Raw genomic sequence first — 26,395 nt, 5'->3', positions numbered from 1 at the left:
GGCTGTTGGTAATTGCCGGACGAGCAGCCGTCGGCAAGGGCAGGGTGGTCGAGCGATTCTCATGGTCCGTCCACACCACCAAATCGCCTGAAACCACAAGCCGCTGCGCCAGCGCATGGCTCCAGCCAAACCCCAACCCGCAGTCCACTTCCACCGCACTGGTGCGGTATAAGCGCGTCCACTCGAACGGCAAGATCCCGTCCAGCGCGCCGTCGGTCAGAGTCAACAGTTCCTCGCCAGTGACCATCGACACCGGGCAACCGTGGGTAACGGTCTTGTCCGCAGAAGCCGCCGCATCACCCTTCGGGTTCGACGCCACGGCAGGCACATCATCCACCGACTCCTGGCGCACCAACGCCGTACGCTGCGTCTTGTTACGCACCATCGGCACCGGGTTCGAAACCAGATGCTCGCCAGCCTGCAACGGCGCCACCGGCACTGCCTTGATCGGCGTCGCCGCACTGCCCAGCAGCAACGGCTTGGCCGTCTCCACATGCGGCCCCAACCCAGGCCCCGGCACCTGCCTGGCCAGCAACTCCAATAACGCCCGCGCCCGGCCGGATTTAATAGAACTCAACACCTGAGCCCCCAACCGAAGCTGCACCCCCATCCCCCGCGTAGCCCATATCAGCAGCAGGTTGATCAAGACTTCACCGGTGATCTCACCCAACAGTTCGTACATCTCGGGCGGTGGCAGCAGGCGTATCCAGCTGACCACCGCCGACAAATAGATAAACAGCAGCGGCTCATCACTGAGCACCAGCAAGCCCTGGGCGAGTGTGTCCTTGCCCAGTTTCAGCAGTTCATCGAGTTCAGCTTGGGAGAGGTACTGCAGCAGCTTCTCGCTGTTGGACTTGAGGTTCGCCAACAGGTCGTACAGCTCGGTGATGTTGTCCCACAGGTTGTAAAACGCCTGGCCAATCCCGCTTGCAAAGGCCGCACCCTGTTTCGCGCTGCGCTTGAAGGGTGGGGCTTTGGCAAAGTCTGCCCATTGAGGCTCGAAACGCTCGCGCCATTGCTGGCGAAGATCCGCTTCCAGGCCGGCAATCACCGACTGGTAGGACGCATACAGCGCCTTGACGTGATCTTTGGAAACATTGGGGTAGAAGGTGATGCGGTACTGCTGATCGCGGGTGCACTCAGGGACTTCAAGCATGCCGCTGGGGCCGATGGTGCGGTGCAGCGGCGCGCCAATGGGCGTGCCGTCCGGTGCAATGGCTTGCAGCGTCACCGGCGTGTTGCCGATGGGGACGAAGCGGGTGCTCTCGAACAGATGCACCAGGGTCAGCCCACCTTGGGCCTTGCATTGAGCGACTGTGCGACTGGGCGTGTCGGAAGAGATCGGCGCCACCAGTGCGACGTCGTCACCGACCTTGAACACCTGCTCGACTTCCAGTGCCGAGCCACTGAAAAAGCTGTCGGCCCACGCGTCGAAGGTGTTCAGGCAATTGCGCAAATCCCCAAGCACGCGTTCAACATCCGGCGCTTCGGGGTCCATGGGCGCCAGGACGAAGCTGGCTATCACCGGAATCAAAAGACGGCCCCGACAACCGGAGCCCTAACGAAAAAAACCATCTGCACTCCTTCGCACTGACTAATCAGGCGAGGGACTTTGCAGCGGTTTGCGGGGCCGGGGAGTAGAGCTTATCTGGCAGTTGCGTAGGAAGTTTCGTTTTGACCTCAAGTGCTCTGAAACATGGCTGTAGGAGTCGGATTACGGGCTGATCGGTCCTACAGCTTCAACTGCCCAATCGCCTTACTCAGCTCTCCCGCCAGTGTCGCCAGTTCGTTGCTGGTGGTCGCTGAGTCGACGGTCTGCTGCACGGTGTTCTCGGTCACATCACGAATGCTCACCACGGCGCGGTTCATCTCTTCGGCGACATGGCTCTGCTGTTCGGCGGCCACCGCAATCTGGGTGTTGCTCTCGCGCATCTGCGCCACGGCGCCGGTGATTTCGGCGAGCGCGGCGCCGGCTTCCTGGGCCTGCTGCACGCAGTCATCGGCCTTGAACGAGCTTTCCTGCATGAAGTCCACCGCGTCGCGGGTGCCGGCTTGCAGCGCCGAGACCATGCGGGTGATTTCGTCGGTGGAGCTCTGCACGCGTTTGGCCAGGTTGCGCACTTCGTCGGCGACCACCGCAAAGCCACGGCCCATTTCGCCAGCGCGGGCAGCTTCGATGGCGGCGTTGAGGGCGAGCAAATTGGTCTGTTCGGCGATGCTGTGGATCACCCCGACCACACCGTTGATTTTCTGGCTGTCTTCGGCGAGTTTCTGGATCATCTCAGCGGTCTGTTGCACACCGCTGGACAGCCCGGCGATTGAACGTTGCACGCGTGTGACCACTTCCTGGCCGCTGCCGGCGAGGGTGTCGGCGGTTTGCGAGAGGTCGCGGGTGGCCCCGGCGTGCTGGGCAATATGGTGGACGGTGGCGGTCATTTCGTTGATCGCCGTGGCGGCCTGGTCGGTCTCGCTCTGCTGGCCGAGCATGCCGTGCTGCACCTCGTTCATGCTGCTGGCCAGGCGTGCGGCGCCCTCGTCCAATTGCCTGGCGGTCCGCGCCACGGTGTTGACCACCCGTTGGTAGCCGGCTTGCATGGCATTGAAGGCGCTGGCCATCTGCCCGACTTCATCCTTGCAAGCCAGGGGCACGCGGGCGGACAGGTCGCCGCTCTTTTCTACATGCAGCATCACGTCCTTGAGGGTGTTGAGCTGGCTGAGCAGGAAGCGGATCAGCAGTTGCGAGGCGCCGAGCATCGCGAGCATCAGGATCGCAACCGCCACCGCATAGTTGACGAAGCGTTCGCCGAACACTTGGCGCAGGCTTGGCGCGTAAGCAAGTACGGCGACCTGTTGTCCGTCGGCACGGCGGATGACCTCTGCGCCTATCAGCGGGTTTACGCCGAACAACGGCAGGTGACTGAGTTCGACCCAGCCGCTGGCGCCTTGCAAGATGGACAGATCCTGGCCTGCCCGTTGTGGCGCTTGGTCGCCGGTAAAGGTCAGCCAGTTCTCGCCAGTGGGGAGTGTCTTGTCGGTCGGCCAGGCGTTGAGCACCTGCGCCTGGGCCCTGGCCGAAACCTGGGACGCCTGGCTGCGGGCCTGTTGTTCGAGCTGCACGGCATACAGCACCAGCAGCAGGGTAGTGATGAAAGCCACCGCGTTGACGGCCCAGAATTTGTACTTCAGCGAGATATTGCTAAGCCAGGCACCCATGGAGGTTTTCTCTGATAGCGGAAACAGCATTGGCAAGGTGCCATTATTGTGCCGCTGCTCAGGAAAGGCTTTTTGACATGGGTCAATGCGCCGCATCACGCCACGGCAGGTAAGCCGAAGAAAGCGCGGGCACAGGCGGTACTGTGCGTCGCCAGGTCTTCCAGCGTTTCATGGCGATGCAGGGCAACTTCGCGCAGTACTTCGGTGAGGAAGGCGGGCTCATTGCGGCCGTTCTTCGGCTTGGGGCGCAGCGTGCGTGGCAGCAGGTAGGGCGCATCACTTTCCAGCATCAGACGGCCTCGGGGAATCTCCCTGACTAATGGGTGCAGATGCGTCCCACGCCGCTCATCGCAGATCCAGCCGGTGATACCAATGTGCAGATCAAGGTCGAGGTAGCTGAAAAGCGCCTGTTGTTCGCCAGTAAAGCAATGCACCACGGCGGCGGGCACGTGGTCACGGTAATCCTTGAGGATCTCCAACAGGCGCTGGTTGGCGTCGCGCTCGTGAAGGAACACTGGCAGTTTCAGTTCGACAGCCAGGGCCAGGTGTTCCTCGAGGACTTTTTCTTGCTGCGGACGCGGCGAAAAGTCCCGGTTGAAATCCAGTCCGCACTCGCCGACGGCACGCACACGCGCTTGGTTGAGCAAGTCGCGTAGACGCTGGGCGCTGTCGCTGCTCCAGGTGCTGGCGGAGTGGGGGTGGATGCCGGCGGTGCTGAACAGGCGTTGCCCACTTTCATCGAGGCTCGTGCACAGCGCCATGGCCTGCTCGCTGCCTTCGACACTGGTGCCGGTGAGCACCAATTGTTGCACGCCGGCGGCGTAGGCCCGCTCGAGAACGGCCGAGTGCCTCTCGTCGAAACTGGGGTTGGTCAGGTTGACGCCGATATCAATGAGTTGCATGGTGCTACCTCCGCCTGCGGCCGGAAAGCATATCAGAGCTGTAGATTTATAAGAAAAACGAAGAACTACAACGCGTTATAGCTGTCTTTGAACGTCGCCAGCGACATTGTGGCGGGCCCTTTGCTTCTCACCCTGTCGCCGTTGCACGCCTTGCCAGCGCATAAAGCGCTCTGTTTCTGACGCCCAACACCTGGTTTTTGACGAAGGCGTTGGCCAGTATTCTTTCCGGAGAGCGGATGATCCGACCCTCGGCGTTGCTTATGATGTGCGTGACGTTACTGCTGCCCATGGCGGCGGTCGCGCGTCTGGATGGGCCGCCGGAAGTGACCAAGCCCGGCAAGGTCCGTGACCTGGCAGAAATTCGCTCCAGTCGTACCCTGCGTGTGTTGGTCAACCAGAGCCGTAACAGCTCAGGTGAAGTGCAGGGCCAGGCCATCGGTGTCGAATACCATCGTCTGCGTGCTTTCGAGCAATACCTCAATGGCCGTGCCCGCGATGGGCAGGCGATCAACCTCAAGATCATTCCCAGGGCCAAGGACCAGTTGCTTGGCGCGCTGGCTCGTGGCGAAGGCGACCTGGTGGCCCCCGGCGAACTGCTGGACGTGAAGGCCGCGCACAAGATCAGCAGCAGTGACCCGATCGCCAGCGACGTGCCGTTGTGGCTGGTCGGCGTCAAGGGTGAGCGGCGATTTACCAGGTTGGAGCAGTTGTCGGGCCGTACCCTGGCATTGACCACCGGCAGTGCGGCGGCCGATGCGATCAGCCAGGTCAACCAGAAACTGGCCCTGCACAAGCGCCCGCCGATCAAGGTGGAATGGGTCGACCCGAGCCTGGCGGTGGAAGACGTGCTGGAGATGGTGCAGGCCGGGATCTTTCACCTGACCATCGTTGAAAAACCGATTGCCGAGCGCTGGTCGAAAATCCTGCCCAAGTTGCGTTTTGACAAGCAGGTGGTCATCAGCGAGCCGGGCGACGAGTACTGGTTCGTGCGCCAGGATGCTTCGATGCTGCGGGCGAGCATCGATCGTTTCCTCAAGACTTACCACACCCCTTCCGATCAGGATGTGGCGTTCCAGCGTATCTATCGACGTCTTTACCAGGTGCGCAACCCGTTGGCCCGCGCCGACCGTCAACGCCTGGAAAAACTGCGCCCGGTCCTGCAAAAGCATGCGCGCGAGCAGGGCATGGACTGGTTGAACCTGGCCGCGCTGGCCTTCAAGGAGTCTGCGCTGGACCCTGGCGCACGCAACAGCGGTGGCCCTACCGGTTTGATGCAGATCACGCCCTCGGCGGCGCAACGGGTGGGCGTGAACAATATCGAGAATCTGGACAGTAATGTGCAGGCAGGCGCGCGCTACCTGGCCATGATCCGTCGCAAGTTCTTCGCCAGCCCCAAGCTCAATGAGCGTGAACGCATGGCCTTTGTGCTGGCGGCGTATAACATGGGCCCGGAGCGGGTGCAGGGCATGCGCACCGAAGCCAGGCGCCGGGGGCTCAACCCCAATCAGTGGTTCTTTCAGGTTGAACGCATTGCCATGGAGCAGGTAGGGATGGGCGGCGTCAGCTATGTTAATAGCGTCAACAAGTACTATCTGGCGTTCGACCGGGAGCGAGAGTCCCTGGAGCCGTCTGTGCCGAAAGTCGCGTCGCGTAAATAATCGAATTTACCGATGTTGATAACGCATTTTTTCGGCTTTTATCATTGTTTAAACTGATTAATATGGCGGCCAACCAACCCCTACCTGAAAAAGGATTTACCCTCATGAGCCCATTGATTACTCGTGTCCTGTCCACTCGCGCAGGTTTCGGCCTGACTGTTCTGCGCATCTTCGTCGGTATCATCTTTGCTGCCCACGGCTCGCAAAAACTCTTCGGCTGGTTCGGCGGTGGTGGTCTGGCCGGCACTGCCCAATGGATGGAAAGCATCGGTCTGGCGCCGGGCACCCTGATGGCAGTGTTGTCCGGCGGCACCGAGTTCTTTGCCGGCCTGGCGCTGATCATTGGCCTGCTCGCACGTCCTGCGGCACTGGGCCTGACCTTCCTGTCGCTGGTGGCGATCTTTTCGGTGCACATTCATAACGGGCTGTTCATGGCCAACAATGGCTATGAGTTTGCACTGGCGCTGCTTGGCGGCTCGCTGGCGGTACTGTTCGAAGGTGCCGGCAGACTGTCGGCTGACCGCGCCATCGCCAACTGACCGTTTCGCCAGGCACCAGGGGCCCGCCACGTGCGGGCCTTTTCGTTGCTCGGGATTCTTGACACTGCCCCGCCAGCTTCTCTAGGATGCTGCTCATGCGCCGATTTAAACAGCTAATTGCGGGGCGCCACTGGGCTCGATGCAGTCCGACAGAACCATGCACTGATCAGCAGGCACGGGTCGAAATACCGCTAAAGCGCTGGTTCGGTGTTGCCTCTCACCTGCCCGCAGACTTTTGAGGCAGAGACACGACACGATGAATGCACTACGCCCCCTGATACGCCTGGCCCCGATCACTGCGGACCTGACTCAGCGCAACCCGAAAATCCTCTTGGGCGGCAAGCACCAGCCGACGCTGCTGCGCTACCTCGATGGCTGGCCGCGTCGCACCGGGCGGCCTTCGGCGTTTCTGATCCAGTTCGTGGAAGACGGCGACTCCCTGACGCGTTTCGCCAGTAACAGCTTTGATCTCGCGGTGATCCAGGCACCGAGTGCAGGCAATGCCGAAGAGGTGATTCGCCAACTGACCCGGATTGCCCGGCAAGGGTTGATTGCCCGTCGCTGATTCCCGCCGCAAAGTGATCAGCTATAGGCCACTGGCGAACATCGGCGTCGACGCAGGCAGCGATACCGTAGCCAGGCTATCAGGCACAGCATCAGTGGTACCGTCGCGATCATCAGCAGCTTTATGTTGCGTTCGAAGCGGTTCAACGGCGCATACGCCTGCGCCTTGAGGGCGTGCAGTTCCATGGGCAGGCGCAGGCGCTCCTTGTTAAGCGCCTGCAATTGGGTATTGGTGTCCACAACCTGGGTGGCCAGGCCTGTGGCCTTTGGATTCAACCGTTGCCACGCTTGTTCGGTACGCTCTAGGCGACGTTCCAGTTCCGCTGCCTTTTCCCGATAGGCCTGTGCAGCAGCTTCGCGCATGGGTTCCAGGGTGGTGAACGAACGCGACGTGATGTGCGGGCGAATATTGGCAAGTGATGCGGGAGCCGCCAGGTTATCCAGCGTATTCAGTACGAACTGTATGTTGTTGTTGGCCGTTGCCTGGCTGACAGCGTCGGCGAGTAAATCGGTATCGGCAACCACCACGACTTCGATCCGGGCAGCTTTTTGCAGGCCCGGCGGCTGTCCGTTGAAACCGTCAGGAAATGTCGAATAGGCCGGCCCCTCGAGACGCGCGGCGATCACCTGGCGCTGACCTGAAGTGGAGGCTTCGTCAATCAGCGCATCGAACTGCGTCGCTGAAGCGAAACGCTCGGCGTCCAGCAGCGCAGACTGCCGAGAGCTTTGCAGCAGCGTGGTGAACGTCGTCCGGTTTTTTCGGGTACGCAAGAGCGCGCCACTGCTTGATACGCTCAGGCTATTGAGTTTCCAGGTGCTGATATCGTGAGCATTCATCGCTTGTCGTGGCAGTTTCAACCTGGCTGGGTGCAATACGGTGGGCATGCCTGGGCCGAGCGTTGCCGACGAGGCGTACAGGCTGTCAACCAGCAGCTTGTTGGCGGGTATGCGTATGCCCCAGGCGGTCAACATGTCATCGAGCTTGGAATCTACCGATACGGCTTCAGACCCCATCTCGCTGACCGGGTCGATGAAGATCATCAGCTTGCCGCCCCTGAAGACAAACTGTTCGATGGCGTAAAGCGCTTGTTCGGCCAGCGCCCTTGGTTGCACGACCATCAAGCTACCTATCGAGGCAGGCACCCGGGAGATGTTGGAGGCCAACTCTGTCAGGTTGAAATGCCCGCGCATCTGCTCCATCAATTGGCTGGCGGACTCATTCAACGGCAGCCCGGACAGCAGGGCGACGCTGGACGGTTGAGGGTGCATCAACCTATAGATCAGTTGGCTGATTTGATACTCAAGCAGCGGTTCGTCGACAGGGTTGAACGCATCGATGCGTTGCATACCTTGGCCGGCACGCGTGCCTATAAGGCCAAGGAATCCGTGTGTGTCATCCAGGCCGAACAAGCTGGCTTTGTAGGCATCTTCGGAAAAGGGGGCCGGATCAATAATGTGCAGATTGATCATGCCGTTGGCGGCTGCTTCGAACTCCTGGAGCAAGTCCTCTACGCGTTGGCCGAAGCGTTTGACGCTTCGGCTTTTTTTCGGGGCTGTGAGCGAGTTGAAGTAATACAAGTCCAGTGGGCTTTCAAGCGTCGCGAGCAGCTGCTGCGTCGAAGGTGACAACGTATGAATTTTCTGTTGTGAAAAGTCCCAGCGGATATCGGGTAGTTTGTTTAGCCAGACCAGATTGAATGCCAGGAACAGTAATGATATGACGGTCAACGTCATACCCATACGAAGAGCGGATCGCATCAGCGACTTTCCTTAGCTGTTTTTATAGTTGAGTGTCACGATGGTTGCAGAAAGGAAGGCAACGATCATGCTGACAAAATATAAACCGTCATGCAGTGTTATTTTGCCGTTGTCCATTGAACCGAAGCGGGAGATCGGGTCAAGTTTCATGAGGCTGTCAACTATCCAGATCGGCGCTTGATGTTCAAGTGCATCCAGGATTAAAGAAAGCCCGCTGATGGTCAGCAGCAAACCCATCGTGAGTAGGAAAATAATAATCCGCTGGTGCGTGAGTGCACATATAAAGCAACCGACAGACAGGTAACTTCCCGCCAGTAGCCAACTTGCCAGAAATTGTGATGCGATCACCCCGTTGTCGGGCGTTCCAAGATAATGGGCGGCCACCACGATAGGAAAATTCAACAACAGAGCCACACTGCATACAACCCAGGCTGCGAGGAATTTTCCGATCACGCGTTCTGCCGAGGTGAGGGGCAGGGTTTTCATCATGTCGGAAAAGCCGATGTTGCGTTCATCACACCACAGTTGCATCGATAAGCTGGGTATCAACAGCAGGTAGAGCCAGGGGTGCAGTTCGAAAAAAGCCTGCAAGTCATTGCTGTCGCGCTCCATCCAGCGATGGGTATGCAACCCCAGCGCCGTACATAGCACCAGGAAAAACGCCACGCTCAGGTAGGTGTGGGGGGTACAGGCATAGCTGGCGAGTTGGCGTTTGAATATCAAGGGCAGCAGTTTCAAGAGGATACCTCGTGGCTCAGATGGTGAACGACATCGTTCAGGCGACCAGGCTCCAGATGCAGTGACGTGATGTTCCAGCCGCGATGGGTGATGAGTGAATTGATGGCGGGGAAGATGGCGTGCCCGGGCATGGCCAGAACCGTCACTTTTCCTGGGCTTTGACGGTCTTCTTCGATGCCGGCAACTCCGGGCAATACGGCAAGGGCGAGTAAATCCAGGGGCGGATCCGCTGCGAGCGTCACCGCTTGGAAGTGCCGGGAGCTGCGCTGCAAGTCCGCCAGCGAAGAGTCGGCAATCAGCCGCCCGCCTGCGATTACCAAGGCACGGGTACAAATCTCGGACAGCGCGTCGTAATGGCGGGAGGCGATGATGATGCTCATTTCTTCGGCCAGGGACTGAACAAGCACCCTGAATTTGAGCCGTTGCTCGGCGTTCAGCCCTTCGGTGGGCTCGTCCAGCAGGAGGACGCTGGGGGAGTGCAAAATGGCTTGTGCAATTGCGACTCTGCGCTTCAAGTCAAGGCTGAGCCTATCGATAGGGCAGTTGAGTACGGGGTGTAGCTCCAGTCGCGTGGCGACCCGGTCCACCTGCCGGCGTTTTTCGGCACCCCTGAACCCTCGAGCGGCGGCAACAAAGTTGAGGATATTTTTGACCGACAGCGTGTGATGGGTTATGCCCCCCTGGAGCTGGTAACCGACGGCTTGCCTGGCGAGAATTGAATGGGTTTGGGTACTCAGACTCTGAATGCTGATGTGCCCACTGGTGGGCCTGGTCATGCCGGAAATCAAATTCAGCAACATTGTTTTACCGGCGCCATGCTCTCCAAGCAATCCCACGCATTCATGGCGTTGGGCACAGAACGAAAAGTCGCTTATCACGCTTTTTTTGCCCAGGTACTTTGTCAGGTTGCTGACTTCTATCATAGGTTTACCGAATCAATTGGGCGGTGCCTGAAGAAGGTTTCGTTGGTGGTGTCGGTGCGTTAAAAAGATTACGTTCAATACCTGCTCTTGGGAACGCTGGGTTCACTTAATAAGTAAAGTCCTACGTTTGAATTGATAATGCGCTGAAACAATTGTGTTGTTCTGAGTACTTAATAATGGTCGGATATTTGTCTGATATTTATATAAGGTTTTCTTTTTGCAATGAGGCCTGACTGCCATGATGCTTCTACGTACCCTTGTTCTTGAGCGCAGCGGGGAGGATGCTCCCGTCAACGGCGCACTGTTGTGTGGCTTTGCGGTCGAACAGACATCCTCCAACTTCCTGGTGTATAGCCTGGATGAAGAAGCCGAACCTGGTCATTCCAGGGTGTATATCGCCGCCTTGCGCAAAAAGCTCGAAAGGTACTTTCTTGGCGGGATTGAGTCCAAAGAGGACTTGCAAGTAGCGATGCAAGTCTTTAAGCAAATTCTGATGATGGCGGCGGCATCCGGCAATAAGGAAAATGCCGTCACCGAGTCTCAGATCCCGTTTCACTTCATTGATCTGAAAGGCTGCAGATTGCCGCCTGCCAGGCCCGAAGATCATCACTCAGTGATCGTCAAAAAAGCGCTGGTGATGAAGGTGATTACATTGGGTATGTCCGCCCCCGCTGCGCCTGCCATCGAAAGCAGCGCGGTCATCGTGCCGTCGATCCGCTTCTCATCGCAAATGGTTGCACCGCCGCGGGGCAAGAGTCAGCCGGAGCCCGTGCCGACGCCTGTGGATGAAGTGTTAGTTGAAGAGCCGCCTCATTTGCCGGTCACGGTGCCCGAGGTGCCGCGCGAGCCCGTCGAATCCAGCGCGCCGATCGCTCAGGCAGAGCCCATCGAAATGCCGTCGCAACCCCACGCTCCAAAGGAGAAGACCTCCATTCTCGAGATAGACAGCACGCTGAGCAATCTGGCCAGGGTTGCCCAGGAACTCACACAGAAAAAACAGGCGGTCATTGAGCGCGAAGAGATGCTCGAACAGTGGCAGGCTCGACTGCAGCAACAGCAGAATCAGCAGGATGAAAGAAGCCGAGCGTTGGACCAGCACCATTCGCGCCTGCAGGAACAAGAGCTGGAGGTGAGCCAAAGGACCGAAAAAATGGTGCTGATGATGTCGCAGTTATCGCTGATGCGACAACGCCTGCAAGGCACGCTCGTTGAACTCGACCAGGTCCTCGACGGGCAGGGCTGAGTCACTGTCGGGCTGGCTACTTTGCGCCGTTGATTTATGATCGATCCCCGCCAGCCGACGCCAGGGTATGATGCCGTGGTCTGTCGACACTATTGGACATTGCCTGGGGATGTACGCGTTTGAGTACCAAGCTGATTACCAAAGAAGGCCATGAAGCGCTGAAAAAAGAGCTGGATTACCTTTGGCGTGAAAAGCGCCCGGACACCACGCGCAAGGTGACGTGGGCAGCCTCCCTGGGAGATCGCAGCGAAAACGCGGATTACCAGTACAACAAGAAGCTGTTGCGTGAGATCGATCGGCGGGTGCGCTACCTGCGCAAACGTCTGGAAGATATGCGCGTGGTGGAATACATGCCCGAGCAGGAGGGCAAGGTGTTTTTTGGTGCGTGGGTCGATGTCGAAAACGAGCAGGGCGAGACCAAGCGTTTTCGCATTGTGGGTTATGACGAGATCTACGACCGGATGGATTACATTTCTATCGACTCCCCCATGGCACGTGCACTGCTGCGCAAAGAGGTGGACGATGAAGCCATCGTACAGACCCCCGGCGGTGAGGTGTGCTGGTGGATTACCCGGATTGAATATGTGAAATAGCAACTGAGGGCCCTTGCTGGAGCAAGGGCCTTCAGCGTTTCAGCCCTCGCGCAGTACCGTCAGCGGGCTGGCGTTGAGCGCACGACGCGTGCCGAACACCCCGGCGGCACCGATCAGCGCCGCACCGATCACCGGCAACAGCAATAGCCAGGGGTGAGGGTGCCAGGTCAGGTCAAAGGCGTAGCGGTACAGCGCCCAGGTCACCAGTTCCGTGCCCAGTGCCGCCAGCAAACCACTGACCGCCCCCAGCAGGCCGAACTCGATGCGCCGGGCCTTGACCAGCAGCCTGCGCTCGGCGCCCAGCGCACGCAGCAGCGCACCTTGGCGGATCCGCTCATCCAACGTGGCCTGCAAGCCGGAAAACAGCACGGCCATGCCTGCAGCGAGCACGAACAGCAGCACGTATTCCACCGCCAGCGTCACCTGGGCAAGGATGCTGCGCAGCTGTTCCAGCAGTGCCTCGACCTGCAGGATAGTGACCGCCGGGAAGGCTCGGGACAGGTCGACGATCTGCTGGTCATGCCCGGGCGCCAGGTAGAAGCTGGTCAGGTAGGTGGTCGGCAAATCCTTCAAGGTGCCCGGTTGGAAGATCATGAAGAAGTTGGGCTGGAAGTTGTCCCAGTTGATGGTCCGAAGGCTGGTGACTCGTGCCTCGCGATTCTCCCCGCCAATGGTGAAGACCAGATGGTCGTTGAGCTTGAGTTTCAGGCTTTCAGCCACCTTGGCTTCCACCGAGACCCCAGGCATGCCATCGCCCGGTTGCGCCGTCCACCAGGTGCCCGCCGTCAGTACGTTACCCTGGGGTAAATCGGCGGCCCAGGTCAGGCTCAAGTCCCGTTGCACCGCGCGATCACCGCTGGAGTCCTTGCTGACGATCTCTTGTACGGGCTCGCCGTTGATGCTGATCAGCCGGCCGGGTACGACGGGATAAAGCGGTGCCGATTGCGCCTGAACTTCCAGAAGACGGGCGCCAAACGCCTCTTTGTCGGCCGGCAGGATATTCAGCGCGAAATAGTTGGGCGCATCCTTGGGCAACTGGTTCTGCCAGGTGTCGAGCAACTCGCCGCGCAACAGGGCGATCAAGCCCATGGACAGCAGGATCAAGCCAAACGCCAGGGACTGGCCGGCTGCCGCCAATGGGTGGCGCAGTAACTGGCCCAGGCCCAGGCGCCACGGCAGGGAGGCCCGTGCGAGTAACCGGCGCAGGCTTTGCAGTAACAACAGCAGTAAGCCACCGAGGATCAATGCCGCCACCACGCCGCCGCCCAGTAATGCGAAGGTCAACACCAGATCAAGGCTCAGGCGCCACATGATCAGGCCCAGGGCAAAGAGCGCCGCGCCGTAAACCATCCAGGTGCTCGAAGGGATCGGCAGCAGGTCGCGACGCAATACCCGCAATGGCGGCACCCGGCCCAGCGCTGCCAGGGGCGGGAGCGCGAAGCCGGCGAGGGCGACGAGCCCGGTACCGATACCGGCAACGGCCGGCAACAGCCCGCCGGGTGGCACGTCCGCCGGCAACAGATCGTGCAGGAAGTAGAACAGCCCGAATTGTGCGAGCCAGCCGAGGAGGGCGCCGGTCAGGCTCGCCAACAGGCCCAGTACGCTCAGTTGCAGACTGAACAGCAACATGGCTTCGCGGCGTGACAGCCCCAGGCAGCGCAGCAGGGCGCTGGCATCGAAGCGACGACTGGCAAAGCGGTTGGCCGACAGCGCCACGGCCACACCGGCCAGCAATACCGCCACCAGGCTGGCCATATTCAGGTAACGCTCGGCCTTGCCCAGGGCGCCGCCAATCTGTTGGTTGCCATCGCGCGAGTCCTGCAGGCGCTGGTTGGCCGCCAGGCCCGGCTTGACCAGGTCGCGGTAGGTTTGCAGCGACGTACTGCCGGGTGGGGCGCGCCACAGTTCGCGATAGCTTACGCGGCTGCCAGGCTGGAGCACGCCGGTGGCGTCCAGGTCCGCCAGGTTGATCATCACCCTGGGCGTGAGGCTGTAGAAATTGCCGGCGCGGTCGGGTTCATAGGTCAGTATGCGAGCCAGGCGCAGGGTTTTCATGCCGACGTCGATGCTGTCGCCGACCTTCAGGTCCAGTGCTGTCAGCAGCCGTGCTTCCACCCAGGCTTCGCCGGGTTTGGGGCCACCGCCTGGGGTTTCGGCACCAAAGGGCTCCCCCGTACTTTTGAGCTCGCCCCGCAGCGGGTACTGCTCGTTGACCGCCTTGATACTGGAGAGCTGGATGCCGTTGTCGGCCGCAATAACACTGGAGAATTCCACGATGCGCGCATGATCCAGGCCCAGTTCGGTGCCGGATCGGATTTGCTCGGGACGGGCCGGCGAGCTGCCTTCGAGTACCAGGTCCGCGCCCAGGAACTCGGTGGCGCGCAATAGCATGGCGCCGTTGAGGCGTGCGCCGAAATACCCGATAGCAGTGCTGGCGGCCACCGCCACCAGCAGAGCGAAGAACAACACGCGCAATTCGCCAGCGCGGGCATCGCGCAGTAATTGGCGCATGGCAAGACTGAACAGACGTAACAGCGGCAGGCGTGCCATCAAGGCTCCAGGGGCGCGACCATCAGGCCGGCTTCAAGGCGGATCAGGCGTCGGCAGCGATGGGCCAGGCGCTCGTCGTGGGTGACCAATACCAGGGTCGTGCCGCTCTCTTTATTGAGTTCGAACAGCAGGTCGCTGATGCGCTCGCCGGTATGGCTGTCGAGGTTGCCGGTGGGTTCGTCGGCAAACAGCACGTCCGGCTCGGCGGCAAACGCGCGGGCAATCGCCACGCGTTGCTGCTCGCCGCCGGAAAGCTGGCGTGGCGAATGGGTCAGGCGCTTGCCGAGGCCGACGCGCTCGAGCAGGTGCGTGGCGCGCTCGCGGGCATCTTTGCGGCCGTCGAGCTCCAGCGGCAGCATGACGTTTTCCAGCGCATTGAGGCTGTCGAGCAACTGAAAGGACTGGAATACGAAACCCACGTGTTCAGCACGGATACGCGCGCGTTGGTCCTCGTCGAGACTGCTCAGGGCTTGACCTGCCAGGGTGACTTCACCGCTGCTGGGCAGGTCAAGCCCGGCCAGCAGGCCGAGGAGGGTGGATTTGCCGGAACCGGAACTGCCGACGATAGCCAGGCTGTCGCCCTTGTTCAGTTCCAGGCTCAGTTCGTGCAGGATAGTCAGTTCACCTTCCGCGCTGGGAACCACTTTGCTGAGGTTCCGCGCGGTGAGAATACTTGCGCCCATGGAGAATCCGATGCGAATGTGGTTTTTGAGTGCTGGCCTGGCCTTGATGTGCATGGCCCAGAACGCAGCGGCGGGTACAGTCCTGATCGTTGGCGATAGTATCAGTGCCGGTTTCGGCCTGGATACCCGCAAAGGGTGGGTTGCCCTGTTGGAGCAACGGCTCAAGCAGGAGGGTTTTGACGATAAAGTGGTCAATGCGTCGATCAGTGGCGACACCAGTGCCGGGGGCCTGGCGCGGCTGCCGGCGGCACTTGCAGCGCATAAGCCGGAAGTGGTGGTGATCGAGCTGGGCGGCAACGACGGGCTGCGGGGTCAGCCGCCGGCGCAATTGAAACAAAATCTTGCCTCGATGATTCAGGCGTCCCAGGACAGCGGTGCCAAGGTGTTGTTGCTGGGCATGCAGATTCCACCCAACTATGGCAAGCGTTACGTCGACGCGTTCGCCAAGGTGTTCGGCGAGGTGGCAGAGGAAAAAAAGGTGCCTTTGGTGCCGTTTTTCCTGGAGGGAGTGGGTGGGCATCCTGACTTGATGCAAGCGGACGGCCTGCACCCGGCAGTCGCCGCCCAGGGCAAGTTGCTGGAAAATGTCTGGCCGACGCTCAAACCGCTGTTATGACGCTTTTCTACCGGCAGGCTTTCGGCTAAGGTGGCGCCCCCCCGATTTGGAGCCCCTGATGTCGCGTCCTGCCTGGTCCCTGTTTAACTACCAACTGATCGAGCCGGACGAGCAGCTGGATCTGTTCGCCTGCCAGGAAGTGCGAGTGCATCTGGTAGCGCGTCAACTGGAGTTGGGCGGCTCGATTGATCGCACGCTCTGCGGCACGTTATTGCCGGCGCAACCGCTCTGGTCGTCGGTGGACCGTTCGATCTTCCAGGATCAGCGGCTGTGCCCGTTATGCAGGGCAATTCTGGAGTCGCAAAAGCGCGGCACACCGCCGATCTGGCCGGAGCTGCGCTTCGAGCTCTAGCGCGGCCGGCTTGATGCCAGGCACTCGCTTCACGTATACAATCAGTTTTTTCCTACCGTCGTTCTGCGAAGGATTTTCCGGATGTTGTCGCGCCTTTCCGTCGTTACCTGCTGCCTGTCTTTCGCTGCGCTCTGTGCGGCCGGTCCGGCGTTAGCCTTGCAGTTGCCCTTGCCGCCGCCCGGTGAGGACATCGTCGGTCAGGTCCAGGTGATCAAGGCCAAATACGAAGACACGTTTGCCGACCTGGGCACCACGTATGACCTGGGCTATTCGGAAATGGTCGCCGCCAACCCGGGCGTCGATGCCTGGTTGCCAGGGGCGGGCACGGATATTGTGCTGCCGACACGGTTCATCCTGCCGCCGGGCCCGCGCGAAGGCATTGTGATCAACCTTGCCGAATATCGGCTCTACTATTACCCCAAGGGGCAGAATGTGGTTTACACCTTCCCGTTGGGGATTGGTCGTGAAGGCTGGGGGTCGCCCATTGCCCATACCAGCATCATCGCGAAGACGCCGAACCCCACCTGGACACCCCCGGCCTCGATCAAGGCCGAACATGCCGCCAATGGTGACCCGCTGCCCAACGTGGTACCTGCCGGCCCCGACAACCCGTTGGGCCCGTTCAAGTTCACTCTGGGCACGCCGGGTTATCTGATTCATGGCTCCAACATGAAATTCGGTATCGGTACGCGCACCAGCCACGGTTGCTTCCGCATGTTCAACAACAACGTGTTGGAAATGGCCAGCATGGTGCCGGTCGGCACGTCGGTGCGTATCATCAACGATGCCTATAAGTTCGGCAGCGCCGGCGGCAAGGTCTACCTCGAAGCCCATACACCGTTGAACGACGATGGCACGCCGTCGGTGGTCGACAAGCACACGGCGGTGATCAACGCCCTGCTCAAGCGTGAAGACCTGGCCAACAGCCTGCGGGTGAACTGGGATCAGGTGCGTGACGTGGTGGCGGCGGAGGATGGTCTGCCGACTGAAATCGGTGTGCCGGGTGGCGCGCCAGTGGCGGTGAGCACCCCCATCGATTTGCAGCAATAAACCCGATGTGAGTCCAGAAGCTTGCACGGGAGTTTCAGGCAAAAAAAAGCCGACCCATAAATGGATCGGCTTGATAACAACCCCGAAGGATTATTACTTGCGGCTTGCTTTTTCAAGCATGCGCAGAGCGCGCTCGTTAGCTTCGTCAGCAGTCTGTTGTGCTTTTTGAGCAGCAGCCAGCGCTTCATCAGCTTTACGGTAGGCTTCGTCTGCACGAGCCTGGGAGCGAGCTGCTGCATCTTCCGTTGCAGTCAGACGAGCTTCGGTTTCTTTGGAGACGCTGCTGCAACCGGTAGCCAGAACTGCGGCCAGAGCCAGAGCAGAGAATTTCAGAACGTTGTTCATCGTGTTCCCCTTCAAGGACTTTCTATTAGATGGCTACTGCCTCAGAGTGAGCAAATAGCCGGCGTACATACTACCCATTACTTGTAGTAAGTAAACTGACGTTGCGCAAGAAGCAAAAAAAATTCTTGTACCGAATCTGTTTTGGCTAATCTTTGGGAGGTTTGTATAAAAAGCAGCCGGCTTTTTTCATCCCGCTGAAGATTGGATCCAGGCTGAAAGGGCCGGCCCGCATGCCTCGAGCTTTGTAGATAGATGAAATTTTATATATCCAAGCGGGCACTTGCGTTGCGTCTGCGCGAGCCGCACCGGGTATCTTTTGCTCATCTAGAGGTGACTTTAACAGCGCCAGTTCGTCTCAAGCTGCAACTGCCGGCAATGTTCAGGCGTTCGGTCATCGGTTGATCGAGGCCCTTTCTAATAATCCACCCGTGGCAGGGGATGACGAGTGTGCCTTGAGCAATTGCTGAATGGGTGCCTACTATTCCCTACGTGCAGGTGTGAGCGCTCAGGGTTTTCTCGTTGTCGAAACCGGCACGGGGTGGCGTAGATGTTCCTTCGCCGGAAAAACAGCGGTAAGGTAGGGTCAATATTCAAGACCCGCGAGGAGTAGTGATGAGCGAGGCGTTGTCCATCCACCATGACCAGGCTGGTCATCAGTTCGAGACCAATGTGGACGGTCATCGTGCTTATCTGACCTATATGGACCTCGGGAAGCAGACCCTGGATATCTATCGCACGTTCGTGCCCAACGCGTTGCGTGGGCGTGGCATTGCGGCCGCGTTGACCGAAGAGGCGTTGAAGTTCGCCGAAGAGTCAGGCTATACGGTCATTCCGTCCTGCTCCTATGTGGAACGCTACATGGAGCGCCACCAGCGCCATGCCGCGAAGCTGTGAACGAACAGCCATAAAAAAACGCCGGGTTTAGCCCGGCGTTTTTGTGTGTGCCTGATTCAAAGACACGTGCGGCTTCAGGTGCGTTTGCGTTTGGGCAATACGTCCTTGAGCTTGGCGTGCATGCTGCGCAGGGTATTCTCGGTAGCGGCCCAGTCGATGCACGCGTCGGTGATTGACACACCGTACTGCAAGTCGGCCAGGTCTTTTGGAATGGCCTGGCAACCCCAGTTCAGGTGGCTCTCGACCATCAAGCCGATGATCGACTGATTACCTTCGAGGATCTGGTTGGCGACGTTTTCCATCACCAGCGGCTGCAAGGCCGGGTCCTTGTTGGAGTTGGCATGGCTGCAGTCGACCATGATATTTGGCTTGATGCCGGCCTTGTTCAACGCCTGTTCGCAGAGTGCGACGCTGACCGAATCATAGTTGGGCTTGCCATTGCCGCCGCGCAGCACGACGTGACCGTAGGCGTTGCCCTTGGTGGTGACGATGGACACGCCGCCTTCCTGGTTGATGCCCAGGAAGCGGTGAGGGCTGGAGACCGATTGCAATGCGTTGATCGCCACGGTCAAGCCGCCGTCGGTGCCGTTCTTGAAGCCCACGGCCGAGGACAGGCCGGAGGCCATCTCGCGGTGCGTCTGGGATTCGGTGGTACGCGCGCCGATGGCCGACCAACTGATCAGGTCCTGCAGGTACTGCGGGGAGATCGGGTCCAGCGCTTCGGTCGCGGTGGGCAGGCCCATTTCCGCCAGGTCCAGCAGCAGTTGACGACCGATATGCAAGCCGTCCTGGATCTTGAACGAGTCGTCCAGGTACGGGTCGTTGATCAAGCCTTTCCAGCCGACGGTTGTACGCGGCTTCTCGAAATAGACGCGCATCACCAGGTACAAGCTGTCGGACACTTCTGCGGCCAGCACCTTCAGGCGCTCGGCGTATTCGTGAGCAGCCTTGAGGTCGTGGATCGAGCAAGGCCCGATAACAACGAAGAGGCGGTGGTCGGTGCCGTCGAGAATGTCACGGATGACTTCGCGGCCCTTGGTGACGGTCTGCAGGGCAGCGTCGCTCAGGGGAATTTCGCGCTTGAGCTGATCGGGCGTGATCAGGGTCTCGTTGGATTCAACGTTAAGGTCATTGATCGGTAAATCAGCCATCGTGTTACTCGTCAGGGTCACGGGTGCCGGCCGCCAGCCATCCCCGTGCGGCGGAGCACAGCATAATTTGGATGCAGGGGGGAGGAACCTTAGCGCGTATTACGGGCTCGCGACAATGGGCAAAGGCCGCTTTAATCCAGCACTGGCTGCACAACTGCCTCGTGGGAGAACTCGCCGGCGTGGCGCGACACCCAATCGCGGGCCAGGGCTTCGAGTTGCTGGGGCGTGGGCTCGGCGGTTTCGTGCAGGCGGCAGTAGCGTTCGATCTGGCACACTTGCTCACCCATGCGCGCGCCGAACAGGGCATGTTCATCGGTAAAACTGATGCCGATGCGATAGCCCGCTTCTCCTTTGCGGCACCACGCGACATAGCCCGGATAGCGGGCGCTGGCGCCCAGGGAGGGGATAGACAGGTCGACCGCCGTGCCAGGACGCCAGGCACGCGGACAGTTGCAGGCGATGCCGCCGCGGCCGATAGTGCGCAGGCGTTGGCGAGGCAAGGGAGGAGACGGACGTTGGATCAATTCGACAGCGACATCATCAGGGTGAGGTAAAAAACGACCCATGTACACGGACTCCGAACACCGTCCCATGGACGGCAGTGGCAGCAGTATAGTGAAGGAACTGGAACTGACCGACCTGGATATCGACCAGCAATTGCTGGGATTGCCCGGGTGTTCGCTGGTAGTGTTTACCAGTGTCGGTTGTTCCAGTTGCCGCTGGGCGCGCCAGCAGTTGCCGAGCTGGCGCTTGCCGGTGGACCGACTGTGCTGGGTGGATGCCGGGCACAACGGCGGCGCGGTCGAACGTTACCAGATCTTTCATTTGCCCGCGCTGTTCCTCGTGTGCGAGGGTCAATTCTACGGGCAATTACAGACACGTCTTACGCAACCAGACCTGACCGACGCGGTAAACCACGCACTGACCCGTACCCCAGAGGATTTGCCATGACCGCCACTGCACACCCTTCGCCACGTATCGGCATCATTGGCACCGGCGCCATTGGCGGGTTTTATGGCCTGATGCTGGCGCGTGCCGGGTTCGATGTGCATTTTCTGTTGCGCAGCGAGTACGCGGTGGTCAGCAAACAGGGTCTGCGCCTCAACAGTAATGTGCACGGCAACCTGCACCTGCATCCGGTGCAGGCATATGCCCAGGCTGCGGATATGCCGCCGTGCGATTGGCTGCTGGTGGGTACCAAATCCACCGGCAATGCCGATCTGGCCCCGACCATCGCCCAGGTTGCGGCGCCGGATGCCAGGGTGGTGCTGTTGCAAAACGGACTGGATGTCGAGGACAGCCTGCGTGAACACCTGCCGGCGTCGCTGCACTTGCTGGGCGGCCTTTGCTACATCGGCGTGCATCGCGCCGCGCCGGGCGTCGTCGAGCATCAGGCGCTGGGGCGGGTCAACCTGGGCTATCACAGTGGTAGCGCGGCCAACGATGAAGCGCGGCAGCAGGCGATTGTCGAAGAAGGAGCCGGGCTGTTTCATCAAGCGGGTATCGAGTCTCAGGCCATGGCCAGCGTGCATCAGGCCCGTTGGCATAAACTGGTGTGGAATGTGCCGTTTAACGGCCTCTCGGTTTTGCTCGGCACCGGGACCCGCGCGCTGATGGCGGATGAATCCAGCCGTGCGCTGATTCAGGCGCTGATGGCCGAAGTGGTGCAGGGCGCTCACGCCTGTGGTCATGACATTGCTGCGAGCTACGCCGGGCAGATGTTTGCCATGACCGAAACCATGGACGACTACCTGCCCAGCATGTATCACGACCACGTGCACAAGCGTGCGTTGGAACTGGCGGCCATCTATGCGCGACCGTTGGCCGCCGCCAAAGCGGCCGGCTGCGAATTGCCGCGCATGCAGGCGCTTTACCAGGCCTTGTGTTTTATTGATCGGCACAATCGCTGATTCGGAGGCACTGACATGGTGAAGGGATTGAGCGACAAACTGGTGCTGGCGATTTCATCGCGAGCCTTGTTCGATTTGAGCGAGAGCCACAAGGTCTACCTCGCCGAAGGGGTGGAGCCGTATCGCCAATACCAGATCGAGCACGAGGAGGAAATCCTTGAACCCGGCGACGCCTTCCCGCTGGTCAAGAAACTGCTGAGCCTCAACGCCAGCCTCGGGCGGGCCCGTGTCGAGGTGGTATTGGTGTCGCGCAACAGCGCCGATACCGGTCTGCGAGTGTTCAACTCGATCCAGCATTACGGCCTGGACATTTCCCGCGCCGCTTTCGTTGGAGGGCGTAGTCCCTATCCGTATTTGGCCGCCTTTGGTTGCCATCTGTTTCTGTCGACCCATGCAGAAGATGTGCGCAGTGCGCTCGATGCCGGTTTTGCCGCGGCGACGATCCTCTCGGGTGGGGCGCGCCGGGCATCGAGCGAGGAACTGCGGATCGCGTTCGACGGCGATGCGGTGCTGTTCTCCGACGAGTCAGAGCGCGTCTATCAGGCCGGCGGGTTGGAAGCGTTCCAGGCCAGCGAACGAGAGTCGGCGCGCCAGCCGTTGCACGGTGGCCCGTTCAAGGGCTTCCTGGCGGCGCTCAACCTGTTGCAGCGTGAGTTCACCGACGAGGCATGCCCGATTCGCACGGCACTGGTCACCGCGCGCTCGGCGCCGTCCCACGAGCGGGTCATCCGTACCTTGCGCGAATGGGATATCCGCCTGGATGAATCGCTGTTCCTGGGTGGCCTGGATAAATCCGCGTTCCTGGAAGCATTCGCCGCCGATGTGTTCTTCGATGACCAGGCCGGCCATTGTGAGAGAGCCAGGGAGGTGGTGGCCACCGGGCATGTGCCCCATGGCATCAGTAATGAGTTGAAAATCCAGAGCCAGAGCTGAGCCGAACTGCTCGAGGCGCTGCTAAGCTCATCTAATCTCCGCCAGCCTGGCAACCCAGGGGGTTCTATGATTCGTTCGATGCTGTACGCCACGGATCTTGGCCTGTATGCACCGTATGTCATGCAACATGCCCTGGCGTTGGCGCGAACGTTCAAGGCGGATTTATATGTGATTCATGTGGTGGAGCCCATCGGGCTGTTCGCTGAATCGGTGTTGCAGAGCTACCTTGATGAAAAGGCCCTCAGCGAATGGCAGCGCCAGGGGTTGACCACGGTCATGGCGACGATCGAGCAGCGAGTGCTCGACAGCTTTCGCGAGGAACTGGGGGAAGGGGAGCAGGACCTGAAGTTGATTCGTTCGGTACGGGTGATCCAGGGGGACCCCTGCGAGGTGATTCTCGACCAACTGCATAAACTTTCCGTCGACCTGTTGATCGTAGGCAGTCATAGCCATGCAAGCGCAGCGGCTACACCGCTGGGACGTACCGCCGCGCGCTTGTTACAGCTGGCGAGCGTGCCGGTTTACCTGGTGCCATCGCTGCAACGTCGGCGCAGTGATGATATTGAGCGGTAAAAACGATAAAAAGTTCTAGATTTCTATATCTTACCTTTAATATAGTTATATACCGTCGCTGATACCCGTGGCGTCTATCTGCTTTGAGGGATTCATATGAAGCTTCAACAACTGCGCTACATCTGGGAAGTGGCGCACCACGACCTCAACGTTTCCGCTACCGCTCAAAGCCTCTACACGTCGCAACCCGGTATCAGCAAGCAGATCCGCCTGCTCGAAGACGAGCTGGGCGTGGAAGTATTCGCGCGCAGCGGCAAGCACTTGACCCGCGTCACTCCGGCGGGCGAGCGCATCATCACCACGGCCGGCGAGATCCTGCGCAAGGTCGAGAGCATCAAGCAGATCGCCCAGGAATTCTCCAACGAGAAGAAGGGCACCCTGTCGATCGCCACCACTCACACCCAGGCACGCTATGCCTTGCCGCCGGTGATCCGCGATTTTATCAAGCAGTACCCCGACGTGGCGTTGCACATGCACCAGGGCTCGCCGATGCAGATCGCCGAGATGGCCGCTGATGGCACCGTCGATTTCGCTATCGCCACCGAAGCCCTGGAGCTGTTCGGTGATCTGGTCATGATGCCGTGCTACCGCTGGAACCGTTGCGTGGTGGTGCCGCAGGGACACCCCTTGGCCAAGTTGCCAAAGCTGACCCTGGAAGCCTTGGCCGAATACCCGATCGTGACCTACGTCTTCGGTTTCACCGGCCGTTCCAAGCTTGACGAAGCCTTCAGCCACCGCGGCCTTACGCCGAAAGTGGTGTTTACCGCAGCCGATGCCGATGTGATCAAGACTTACGTGCGCCTGGGCCTGGGCGTGGGCATCGTCGCCAAGATGGCAGTCGACACTCAGCTCGATAAAGACCTGGTGGTGCTCGATGCCAGCGAGCTGTTCGAATCCAGCGTGACCAAGATCGGTTTCCGGCGTGGCACGTTCCTGCGCGGCTTCATGTGCGATTTCATCGAGAAATTTGCACCGCACCTCACCCGCGAAGTGATGGCCAAGGCGATCCAGTGCCATAACAAGCAGGAACTGGAAGAATTGTTCGACGGCGTTGAGTTGCCGGTTCACTAAACTGGCTCAGCGGGCCTCGGTCACGGTGAAATGCTGCCGGGTGCCCGCCACCAGAATCTCCACCTCGTCATCGACACGCTTGCCCAGCAGGCTTTTGCCCAGGGGTGAGCGCGGGGTGATGACGGTGACCGGTTGCCCGACCACATCGACCTTCAATCCCGCCGCATCCGGCGCCAGGAACAGCCATTGCTGGCGATCGTTCTCGTCTTGCAGGCCTAGCAGCGTACCGACTTCGATCCCGCGCTGATCATCGTAGGCGCGCAACGCCACGTTCTGGCACAGCGTCAGCGACTGCTTGATCTCTTCGACCCGCCTGGCCTGGCCGGCCGCCAGATAAGAAGCCTCCAACCCCAAGGTGTCGTACTTGTTTTCCGCGATGTTCTCTTCGTGTGTCGCGGTCTCGTAGGCGGTCTGCGCGGCGCGTTGAGCGATGTCGAGGTCGGCGCTGAGTTTTTCCAGGACCAACTGGAGGACGGCGTGTTTATTCATGATCTTCAATCACAGAATTGCAGGACATTGGCTTTGGACTTTTCATTCGGGGCGTTCTGGTCCTGTTGCAGCCAGAACTGGCATTTGGGGTTGGACAGGTTGCGCGCATTGTTTCGCGCCTGCTCCAGGGCTTGTTGCTGCTCCTGCTTCTGCAGGTTCTGCTGGTACTGCTCAAACATACGGTTAGGCGGCTGCGGTGCAGCAACCGGCGGTTTGCCCAACTGTTGAACCGCCTGGGCCACCGGCGCCAGGCTCTGCGGGAACAGGTAGCGCGAGGCCAGCCAGGTGGTCAGCGCGATGGCGATAAACCCCAGCCACACGCCTGCGGCAATGGCGATGCACAGTTTGAACAGCGACATCGGACGGTCAGACATGGGGGCCTCCTGGCTAGCATTGATGGCAAGTTGGCGATTGTCGCACAGCCACTGTGCAGAATAATCGTGATCAAGCCTTCTGCATCGGTGCATTTATGCGGACAATCGAGCCTTTGAGCACTGGAGCCCGGAATGAAAGCCCGCTGGGATATTTTTTGCAGCGTCGTCGACAACTACGGCGACATTGGCGTGACCTGGCGACTGGCCCGGCAATTGGTAGCCGAGCATGCGTGCGATGTGCGCCTGTGGGTCGATGACCTGCGCGCTTTCGAGCGCATGTGCCCGCAGATCGATGTCAGCCTGGAGCAGCAGTGGCAAGAGGGCGTCGATGTGCGCCACTGGCCGTGCGAATGGGCGCCAACCCCTGCGGCCGATGTGGTGGTTGCCGCGTTCGCTTGCCAACTGCCGGCTGACTATATGGAAGCCATGGCCGCGCGCGCGCGCACGCCGTTGTGGATGAACCTGGATTACCTCAGTGCCGAGGACTGGGTGGTGGGCTGCCACCGCCTGCCGTCGGTGAAGTTCAAAGGGGTGCAGAAGTACTTCTTTTTTCCTGGGTTTCGCCCAGGCACCGGCGGGCTGTTGCGTGAAGCAGGGTTACTGCAGCAGCGCCAGGCGTTTGAGCAGGATGCTAATGCGCAGCGCCAATTCCTGCAGACCCTGGGCGTGTTTCCGGTAGCCGATGCGCGGCTGATCTCGCTGTTCGCCTACGAAAACGCCGGGCTGGGCAGTTGGCTGGACGTGTTGTCGACAGACGCCCGTGCCACTCATCTGTTGGTGCCGGAAGGGCGCATCCTGGGCGATGTGCAACGCTGGCTGGGCGAGGAGGGGCTGACGGCGGGGGCGATTCATCAACGCGGGGCCTTGACCGTGCAGGTGCTGCCGTTCATGCGCCAGACTCAATACGACCTATTGCTGTGGTGCTGTGACCTGAATGCCGTGCGTGGCGAGGATTCGTTCGTGCGCGCCCAGTGGGCCGGGCGCCCGTTGCTGTGGCACATCTATCGTCAGGACGAAGACATTCACCTGGACAAGCTCGATGCCTTCCTCGAGCTGTACACCGCAGCCTTGTCGCCGGCGGCCAAGGCCGCACTGGTTACACTCTGGCAAGCCTGGAACACCGAGGGCGATATGGCCCAGCCGTGGAAAATGCTGCTGGAACACTGGCCGGAACTCAACAGGCATGCGCAAACCTGGTGTCTGGAACAGGCCTTGCAGGCCGATCTTGCGACGGCGCTGGTACAGTTTTATGAAAGTTGGATATGATACGCCA

General features: G+C 60.0%; 28 protein-coding genes. 15 read left to right on the top strand and 13 right to left on the bottom strand.

Annotated elements, in window-relative coordinates; genetic code table 11:
- From CIB54_RS15930 to CIB54_RS15920, 3 genes are all read right to left on the bottom strand, one after another.
- A partial coding sequence (locus tag CIB54_RS15930; RefSeq protein WP_232790554.1) for a DUF6531 domain-containing protein occupies nt 1-1,534 on the bottom strand: 1,534 nt, incomplete at its 3' end.
- A gap of 197 nt (nt 1,535-1,731) precedes the next feature.
- The gene (locus tag CIB54_RS15925) at nt 1,732-3,213 is read right to left on the bottom strand and encodes a methyl-accepting chemotaxis protein (protein WP_065949218.1); all 1,482 of its coding nucleotides are present in this window, start codon (nt 3,211-3,213) and stop codon (nt 1,732-1,734) included.
- Between the two features lie 95 nt (nt 3,214-3,308).
- Entirely contained in the window at nt 3,309-4,115 is an 807-nt protein-coding gene (locus tag CIB54_RS15920; RefSeq protein ID WP_101220244.1) for a TatD family hydrolase, read from the bottom strand.
- A gap of 236 nt (nt 4,116-4,351) precedes the next feature.
- On the opposite strand from CIB54_RS15920, the gene CIB54_RS15915 reads away from it, so the two are divergent.
- From CIB54_RS15915 to CIB54_RS15905, 3 genes are all read left to right on the top strand, one after another.
- On the top strand, nt 4,352-5,773 hold the full coding sequence (locus CIB54_RS15915) for an MltF family protein (RefSeq protein WP_101220243.1): 1,422 nt from the start codon (nt 4,352-4,354) through the stop codon (nt 5,771-5,773).
- 104 nt (nt 5,774-5,877) lie between these two features.
- The gene (locus CIB54_RS15910) at nt 5,878-6,312 is read left to right on the top strand and encodes a DoxX family protein (RefSeq protein WP_065949204.1); all 435 of its coding nucleotides are present in this window, start codon (nt 5,878-5,880) and stop codon (nt 6,310-6,312) included.
- Between the two features lie 256 nt (nt 6,313-6,568).
- Nucleotides 6,569-6,877: a hypothetical protein gene (locus tag CIB54_RS15905; protein ID WP_065949203.1), complete on the top strand. Its 309-nt coding sequence runs from the start codon at nt 6,569-6,571 to the stop codon at nt 6,875-6,877.
- Nucleotides 6,878-6,894: 17 nt separating this feature from the next.
- Here CIB54_RS15905 and CIB54_RS15900 read toward each other — a convergent pair whose 3' ends face one another.
- The 3 genes from CIB54_RS15900 to CIB54_RS15890 are packed head-to-tail and all read right to left on the bottom strand — an operon-like array spanning nt 6,895 to nt 10,295.
- A complete protein-coding gene (locus tag CIB54_RS15900; RefSeq protein WP_101220242.1) occupies nt 6,895-8,634 on the bottom strand; it encodes a Gldg family protein in 1,740 nt (579 codons plus the stop codon).
- Nucleotides 8,635-8,646: 12 nt separating this feature from the next.
- A complete protein-coding gene (locus CIB54_RS15895; protein WP_101220241.1) occupies nt 8,647-9,372 on the bottom strand; it encodes an ABC-2 transporter permease in 726 nt (241 codons plus the stop codon).
- The gene (locus CIB54_RS15890) at nt 9,369-10,295 is read right to left on the bottom strand and encodes an ABC transporter ATP-binding protein (RefSeq protein ID WP_065949200.1); all 927 of its coding nucleotides are present in this window, start codon (nt 10,293-10,295) and stop codon (nt 9,369-9,371) included. Before CIB54_RS15890 ends, CIB54_RS15895 begins: the two co-directional genes overlap by 4 nt.
- 238 nt (nt 10,296-10,533) lie before the next feature.
- Between CIB54_RS15890 and CIB54_RS15885 the strand changes: the two genes are divergently transcribed.
- On the top strand, nt 10,534-11,538 hold the full coding sequence (locus CIB54_RS15885; protein WP_101220240.1) for a hypothetical protein: 1,005 nt from the start codon (nt 10,534-10,536) through the stop codon (nt 11,536-11,538).
- Between the two features lie 119 nt (nt 11,539-11,657).
- The gene (gene greB / locus CIB54_RS15880; RefSeq protein ID WP_065892558.1) at nt 11,658-12,131 is read left to right on the top strand and encodes a transcription elongation factor GreB; all 474 of its coding nucleotides are present in this window, start codon (nt 11,658-11,660) and stop codon (nt 12,129-12,131) included.
- Between the two features lie 39 nt (nt 12,132-12,170).
- On the opposite strand, the gene CIB54_RS15875 is transcribed toward greB, so the two are convergent.
- Both CIB54_RS15875 and CIB54_RS15870 read right to left on the bottom strand, forming a co-directional pair.
- Nucleotides 12,171-14,681 (bottom strand): ABC transporter permease, encoded by a 2,511-nt coding sequence (locus tag CIB54_RS15875; RefSeq protein ID WP_065949198.1) that lies wholly within the window; start codon nt 14,679-14,681, stop codon nt 12,171-12,173.
- Nucleotides 14,681-15,364 (bottom strand): ABC transporter ATP-binding protein, encoded by a 684-nt coding sequence (locus CIB54_RS15870; RefSeq protein ID WP_065885127.1) that lies wholly within the window; start codon nt 15,362-15,364, stop codon nt 14,681-14,683. The genes CIB54_RS15875 and CIB54_RS15870 overlap by 1 nt, the downstream gene beginning before the upstream one ends.
- Nucleotides 15,365-15,374: 10 nt before the next feature.
- Here CIB54_RS15870 and CIB54_RS15865 point away from each other — a divergent pair, with 10 nt between their 5' ends.
- From CIB54_RS15865 to CIB54_RS15855, 3 genes are all read left to right on the top strand, one after another.
- A complete protein-coding gene (locus CIB54_RS15865; protein WP_162515438.1) occupies nt 15,375-15,980 on the top strand; it encodes an arylesterase in 606 nt (201 codons plus the stop codon).
- 58 nt (nt 15,981-16,038) lie between these two features.
- Complete coding sequence (locus CIB54_RS15860; protein WP_057722836.1) at nt 16,039-16,332, top strand: hypothetical protein; 294 nt, start codon at nt 16,039-16,041, stop codon at nt 16,330-16,332.
- Nucleotides 16,333-16,413: 81 nt separating this feature from the next.
- Nucleotides 16,414-17,382: a L,D-transpeptidase family protein gene (locus CIB54_RS15855; protein ID WP_065949196.1), complete on the top strand. Its 969-nt coding sequence runs from the start codon at nt 16,414-16,416 to the stop codon at nt 17,380-17,382.
- A gap of 93 nt (nt 17,383-17,475) precedes the next feature.
- Here CIB54_RS15855 and oprI read toward each other — a convergent pair whose 3' ends face one another.
- Entirely contained in the window at nt 17,476-17,727 is a 252-nt protein-coding gene (gene oprI, locus CIB54_RS15850; RefSeq protein ID WP_003172710.1) for an outer membrane lipoprotei OprI, read from the bottom strand.
- Nucleotides 17,728-18,339: 612 nt separating this feature from the next.
- On the opposite strand from oprI, the gene CIB54_RS15845 reads away from it, so the two are divergent.
- Nucleotides 18,340-18,621: a GNAT family N-acetyltransferase gene (locus CIB54_RS15845; protein WP_003233387.1), complete on the top strand. Its 282-nt coding sequence runs from the start codon at nt 18,340-18,342 to the stop codon at nt 18,619-18,621.
- Nucleotides 18,622-18,695: 74 nt separating this feature from the next.
- Here CIB54_RS15845 and CIB54_RS15840 read toward each other — a convergent pair whose 3' ends face one another.
- Both CIB54_RS15840 and CIB54_RS15835 read right to left on the bottom strand, forming a co-directional pair.
- On the bottom strand, nt 18,696-19,772 hold the full coding sequence (locus CIB54_RS15840; protein ID WP_065949195.1) for a 3-deoxy-7-phosphoheptulonate synthase: 1,077 nt from the start codon (nt 19,770-19,772) through the stop codon (nt 18,696-18,698).
- A 131-nt stretch (nt 19,773-19,903) separates the two neighbouring features.
- A complete protein-coding gene (locus CIB54_RS15835; protein WP_101220238.1) occupies nt 19,904-20,338 on the bottom strand; it encodes a PilZ domain-containing protein in 435 nt (144 codons plus the stop codon).
- Between CIB54_RS15835 and CIB54_RS15830 the strand changes: the two genes are divergently transcribed.
- The 5 genes from CIB54_RS15830 (at nt 20,337) to cysB (ending at nt 24,259) form a co-directional block, all read left to right on the top strand.
- Nucleotides 20,337-20,723, top strand: coding sequence for a YbbN family protein (locus CIB54_RS15830; RefSeq protein ID WP_065949193.1), 387 nt, complete (start codon nt 20,337-20,339; stop codon nt 20,721-20,723). The two genes, CIB54_RS15835 and CIB54_RS15830, sit on opposite strands and share 2 nt — an antisense overlap.
- Entirely contained in the window at nt 20,720-21,682 is a 963-nt protein-coding gene (locus tag CIB54_RS15825; protein WP_101220237.1) for a putative 2-dehydropantoate 2-reductase, read from the top strand. The genes CIB54_RS15830 and CIB54_RS15825 overlap by 4 nt, the downstream gene beginning before the upstream one ends.
- Before the next feature lie 15 nt (nt 21,683-21,697).
- Complete coding sequence (locus CIB54_RS15820; RefSeq protein WP_101220236.1) at nt 21,698-22,615, top strand: 5'-nucleotidase; 918 nt, start codon at nt 21,698-21,700, stop codon at nt 22,613-22,615.
- Nucleotides 22,616-22,681: 66 nt separating this feature from the next.
- Nucleotides 22,682-23,188: a universal stress protein gene (locus CIB54_RS15815; RefSeq protein ID WP_065949190.1), complete on the top strand. Its 507-nt coding sequence runs from the start codon at nt 22,682-22,684 to the stop codon at nt 23,186-23,188.
- Between the two features lie 96 nt (nt 23,189-23,284).
- Nucleotides 23,285-24,259 (top strand): HTH-type transcriptional regulator CysB, encoded by a 975-nt coding sequence (cysB, locus tag CIB54_RS15810; RefSeq protein ID WP_017849520.1) that lies wholly within the window; start codon nt 23,285-23,287, stop codon nt 24,257-24,259.
- Nucleotides 24,260-24,265: 6 nt separating this feature from the next.
- On the opposite strand, the gene CIB54_RS15805 is transcribed toward cysB, so the two are convergent.
- Both CIB54_RS15805 and CIB54_RS15800 read right to left on the bottom strand, forming a co-directional pair.
- Nucleotides 24,266-24,748 (bottom strand): GreA/GreB family elongation factor, encoded by a 483-nt coding sequence (locus tag CIB54_RS15805; RefSeq protein ID WP_101220249.1) that lies wholly within the window; start codon nt 24,746-24,748, stop codon nt 24,266-24,268.
- Between the two features lie 5 nt (nt 24,749-24,753).
- Nucleotides 24,754-25,122: a hypothetical protein gene (locus tag CIB54_RS15800; protein WP_101220235.1), complete on the bottom strand. Its 369-nt coding sequence runs from the start codon at nt 25,120-25,122 to the stop codon at nt 24,754-24,756.
- Nucleotides 25,123-25,254: 132 nt separating this feature from the next.
- Here CIB54_RS15800 and earP point away from each other — a divergent pair, with 132 nt between their 5' ends.
- Nucleotides 25,255-26,388 (top strand): elongation factor P maturation arginine rhamnosyltransferase EarP, encoded by a 1,134-nt coding sequence (earP, locus tag CIB54_RS15795; protein ID WP_101220234.1) that lies wholly within the window; start codon nt 25,255-25,257, stop codon nt 26,386-26,388.
- Nucleotides 26,389-26,395 lie beyond the last annotated feature (7 nt).

Origin of the sequence: Pseudomonas fluorescens (assembly GCF_002837185.1) — a bacterium.
In the GTDB taxonomy this organism is placed as follows: Bacteria; Pseudomonadota; Gammaproteobacteria; order Pseudomonadales; family Pseudomonadaceae; genus Aquipseudomonas; species Aquipseudomonas fluorescens_AM.
This window is presented reverse-complemented; position numbering and strand designations above follow the sequence as displayed.